The following is a 3,818-nucleotide window of genomic DNA, read 5'->3' on the forward strand; positions in this document are numbered from 1 at the left end:
CCCTTCTCGAAGCACTCCATCGCCCACGCGAGCGTGGCGCCGAGCGAGACCGTGTCCATCCCGAGGTAGTTGCACATCTCGTTCGACTTGCAGATGGCGATCAGGTCGTCGAGCCCGAGGTTCACGCCGAGGGAGGCGAGCGACTCGTACTCGGGTCCGCCGTAGCGCGGGTCCACGCGGTAGCGGCCGAGCGGATCGACGCCGACCTTCGCGCGGCCTTTGTAGATGGTCTCCGCCGCCTCGCGGGCGGTCTCCTCTCGCTGCTCGATGTGGACGACCTTCTTGCAGCGGACGGAGCACGCGTAGCAGGCGCCCATCCGGACGCGCACCTGATCGCGCACCGCGATCGCGTCCACCTTGGCGACGGTGTCCGAGGCGCCCAGGCGGTAGTTGAGGACGGGCATCCCGCCCTCGAGGCTCTTGCCCTGCATGGCGGCGCCCGTGCCGAACTCGTGGAAGGCGCGGTGCTTCTCGTCCATCGTCCCCGACACCCACTTGGCGATGGCGAGGAGCCCGGGCTGGTCGGCGATCTTCACCGGGATCTTGCCGCGCACGGCGATCGCCTTGAGGCGCTTCGATCCCATCACCGCGCCCATGCCCGTGCGGCCGGCCACCTCGTTCAGGTCGTTGGCGATGCACGCGAACCGCACGAGGTTCTCGCCCGCGGGACCGATCGTGGCGACGCGGATGCGCGGGTCGCCGAGCTCGGCGAGGATCGCGTCCTCCACCTCGCCGGTGATCTTGCCCCAGAGGCGCCCCGCATCCCGGATCTCGACGGCCGCGTCGGCGATCCAGAGGTAGACGGGCGCCGGCGAGACGCCGTGGACGACGATCCCGTCCCAGCCCGCGCGCTTGAGCTCCGCGCCCCAGTACCCCCCGGACTCCGACTCGCCGAAGCCGCCGGTGAGCGGCGACTTCGCGCCCACGCTGTGACGCCCGGCGCCGGGCACGGGGGCGCCGGTGATGACGCCGGGGGCGATGACGAGGATGTTGTCGGGGCCGAGCGGGTCGGCGCCCTTCGGCACGTGCTTCAATAGATAGTGGGCGATCAGGCCCCGGCCGCCCGCGTAGCGGCGGAAGAAGGCGTCGCCGGGCTCCTCGATCCAGGTCCGCCGGTCGGAGAGACTCACGTGCAGGATCTTGTTCCAGTAGCCGTAGCGGTCCATGCGATCTCCTGTCGAGCCGCCTTCCATCGGTGAGAGCAGCATGACGTCGGCGCCGTCGCGCAGCGGCGTGTCCCGCGCCGCCAGCTCGCCGTCCACCGCCGCTGTCACCTCGGCGTCGGGCGCGACGCCGATCGTGGCGAGCAGGTCGGCCAGCGTGGCGCCGTCGCGGACCGTGAAGCGCTGGGGCCCCTCGGCCCCGCGCGGCAGGAAGCGCCTGAGGTCGGCGAAGAGCGTGACGGTCACGGTCATGGTCCCGCCAGGAGTATACCCATCTTGCGCGGCCGGGCGGGGTGCGTTACGTTCGAGGCCCATTCCGTCCCAAAGGAGGCCGACAGTGATCTACGAGATTCGGACCTACCGCATCGCTCCGGGCAGCCTGGCCGAGGTCGAGAAGCGCTTCGGCGAGGCCTACCAGTACCGGAAGAAGTATTCCGAGCTGACGGCCTTCCTGCACACGGAGATCGGGCCGCTCAACGAGATCGTTCACATCTGGCCCTACCGGGATCTCGCCGACCGGGACCGCATCCGGGCCGAGGCGGCGAAGGACGCGAACTGGAACCCGGGCATCCAGGAGTTCATCCGCGAGATGCGCTCGGAGATCATCGTGCCGTTCGGCTTCGTCCCCGAGCCCCGTCCGGGCAAGGTGGGACCGATCTTCGAGCTTCGCTACTACACGCTGAAGCCCCGCACGCTCCCCGACGTGGCGAAGGGCTGGGAGGCGAAGCTCCCCGAGCGCATGAAGCTCTCGCCCGTGGTGCTCGCCGGAGGCGTCGAGTTCGGCCGGGCCAACGGCTTCGTCCACATCTGGGCCTACGGCAGCCTCGACCAGCGCGCCAAGGTGCGCGACGAGGCGAGGCAGAAGGGCGTGTGGCCGCCGCCGGGCGGCGCCGACCGGCTCCTGACGCAGGAGAACAAGGTCCTCCTGCCCGCCGCCTTTTCGCCGCTCCAGTAGCCTTCGCGGTCGTCGCGGGGCGCCGGAGTCCGCCGGCGCCCCGCACCTCAGAGCCTCGAAAAGGAGACGACGATGGGGCAGGGCTTCGCGTTGTTCGCCGGCACGACGCCGGAGATCATCCGCGCGTGCGCGCGGGAAGCCGAGGCGCTCGGGTACACCTCCTTCTGGGTGAACCATCCCGGCTCGACCGACGGCCTCGTGGCCCTGGGCCTGGCGTCGCGGCAGACGGAGCGGATCGAGGTCGGCATCGGGGTGATCCCGCTCCACACGCGCGGGCCGGAGAGTATCGTCCAGGGCGTGCGCGCGAACGTGCTGCCGCTCGAGCGGCTCCTCCTCGGGGTGGGGAGCCCGAACCCAGACTCCCTCAAGCGCGTGCGCGACGGGGTGGCCGCGCTACGGTCCCAACTCCAGACGCGCATCGTCGTGGCCGCCCTCGGTCCCAAGATGTGCCACCTCGCCGGTGAGGTCGCCGACGGCGTGCTCTTCAACTGGCTGACGCCCGAGCACGCGCGCCGTTCCGCGGAGTGGGTGCGCGCCGGCGCGACCGCGGCGAGACGGAAGCCGCCGAAGCTCTTCGCCTACGTGCGCCTCGCCCTCGGCCCCGTGGCGTGCACGAGGCTCGGGGAGGAGGGCGGCCGCTACGCGCGGATCCCGGCGTACGCCGCCCACTTCGAGCGCATGGGCGTGAAGCCGGTGGAGACGGCGATCGCGGCGCAGAGCCCGGACGCGATCGCGCCGGTGCTCGCCAGGTGGCGCGGCGCGGTCGACGAGGTCGTCCTCCGCGCCATCACCGGCGAGGACACCGTCGAGGAGCACGTGGCGCTGCTCCGGGCGGCGAAGCCCGGGTCGAGCGGAGGTGGAGCGTGAGCGCGAAGCCGCAGGTGCTCGAATTCGGGATGGGCGTGGACGTTCACGGCGAGGACTCGACGAAGGCGGCCTGCCGGGCGGTGTCGGACGCGATCCGGCACTCGAGCCTGCCGCTCTTCCAGGAGGTGCGCGCGCGGGGCGGGAAGATGCTGGTGGACGTGACCGTCGGCGTCCCCGACCCGGCGTCGGTCAAGGTGGACGTGGTGCGGCGCGAGCTGCCGCACGGCGAGGTGACGGTGCGCGCCGTCGGCGGCGGCCTGCGCGTGCCGGGCAGCGACACGCTCATCGCGTGCGCGGCCATCACGGTCAGCATCGCCGACCCCGAGGAGCCGCGGCGATGACGACCGCGACGACCGGCATCGGCTTGAAGCGGCTCCAGCACCTCGTCCTCTGGGTGTCGAACGTCGAGCGCAGCGTGCGCTTCTACCACGACGTGCTGGGCTTCGAGGTGAAGAAGCGATATCCGAACGCGGCTTTTTTGAGGATCTCCGGCAGCCCCGACGACCATCACCTCGGTCTCTTCGAGCAGACGGGCATGGCCGCGCCCGACGAGGGCGTGGCGCGCATGTACCACTCGGCGTGGGAGGTCGGCGACATCACCGACCTCGTGCGCGCCCGGCAGCGCCTCGGCGAGGCCGGCGCGCTGGTCGGCTCGTCGAATCACGGCGTGAGCCTCTCGCTCTACGCCAAGGATCCGGACGGCCTCGAGTTCGAGATCTTCTGGACGGTCCCGGGGGGGGTGTCCGCCCGCACCACCGAGCTTGATCTCGAAGGCGAGCTCGCGCACCGCGGCCTGGCCATATCCTGACGTGAGAGCCGGGGCGCCCCGAAGG

General features: G+C 71.4%; 5 protein-coding genes. 4 read left to right on the top strand and 1 reads right to left on the bottom strand.

Annotated elements, in window-relative coordinates; translation table 11 throughout:
* Nucleotides 1-1,415 (bottom strand): aldehyde ferredoxin oxidoreductase N-terminal domain-containing protein (locus VKG64_09530; protein HKB25280.1); only part of this gene is annotated, 1,415 nt, incomplete at its 3' end.
* Between the two features lie 85 nt (nt 1,416-1,500).
* Between VKG64_09530 and VKG64_09535 the strand changes: the two genes are divergently transcribed.
* From VKG64_09535 to VKG64_09550, 4 genes are all read left to right on the top strand, one after another.
* The gene (locus VKG64_09535; GenBank protein ID HKB25281.1) at nt 1,501-2,118 is read left to right on the top strand and encodes an NIPSNAP family protein; all 618 of its coding nucleotides are present in this window, start codon (nt 1,501-1,503) and stop codon (nt 2,116-2,118) included.
* Between the two features lie 72 nt (nt 2,119-2,190).
* The gene (locus VKG64_09540; protein ID HKB25282.1) at nt 2,191-2,985 is read left to right on the top strand and encodes an LLM class flavin-dependent oxidoreductase; all 795 of its coding nucleotides are present in this window, start codon (nt 2,191-2,193) and stop codon (nt 2,983-2,985) included.
* A complete protein-coding gene (locus tag VKG64_09545; GenBank protein ID HKB25283.1) occupies nt 2,982-3,326 on the top strand; it encodes a Lin0512 family protein in 345 nt (114 codons plus the stop codon). The genes VKG64_09540 and VKG64_09545 overlap by 4 nt, the downstream gene beginning before the upstream one ends.
* On the top strand, nt 3,323-3,793 hold the full coding sequence (locus tag VKG64_09550) for a VOC family protein (GenBank protein ID HKB25284.1): 471 nt from the start codon (nt 3,323-3,325) through the stop codon (nt 3,791-3,793). The genes VKG64_09545 and VKG64_09550 overlap by 4 nt, the downstream gene beginning before the upstream one ends.
* Nucleotides 3,794-3,818: the final 25 nt, after the last annotated feature.

This window comes from Candidatus Methylomirabilota bacterium (genome assembly GCA_035260325.1).
GTDB lineage: Bacteria > Methylomirabilota > Methylomirabilia > Rokubacteriales > CSP1-6 > AR19.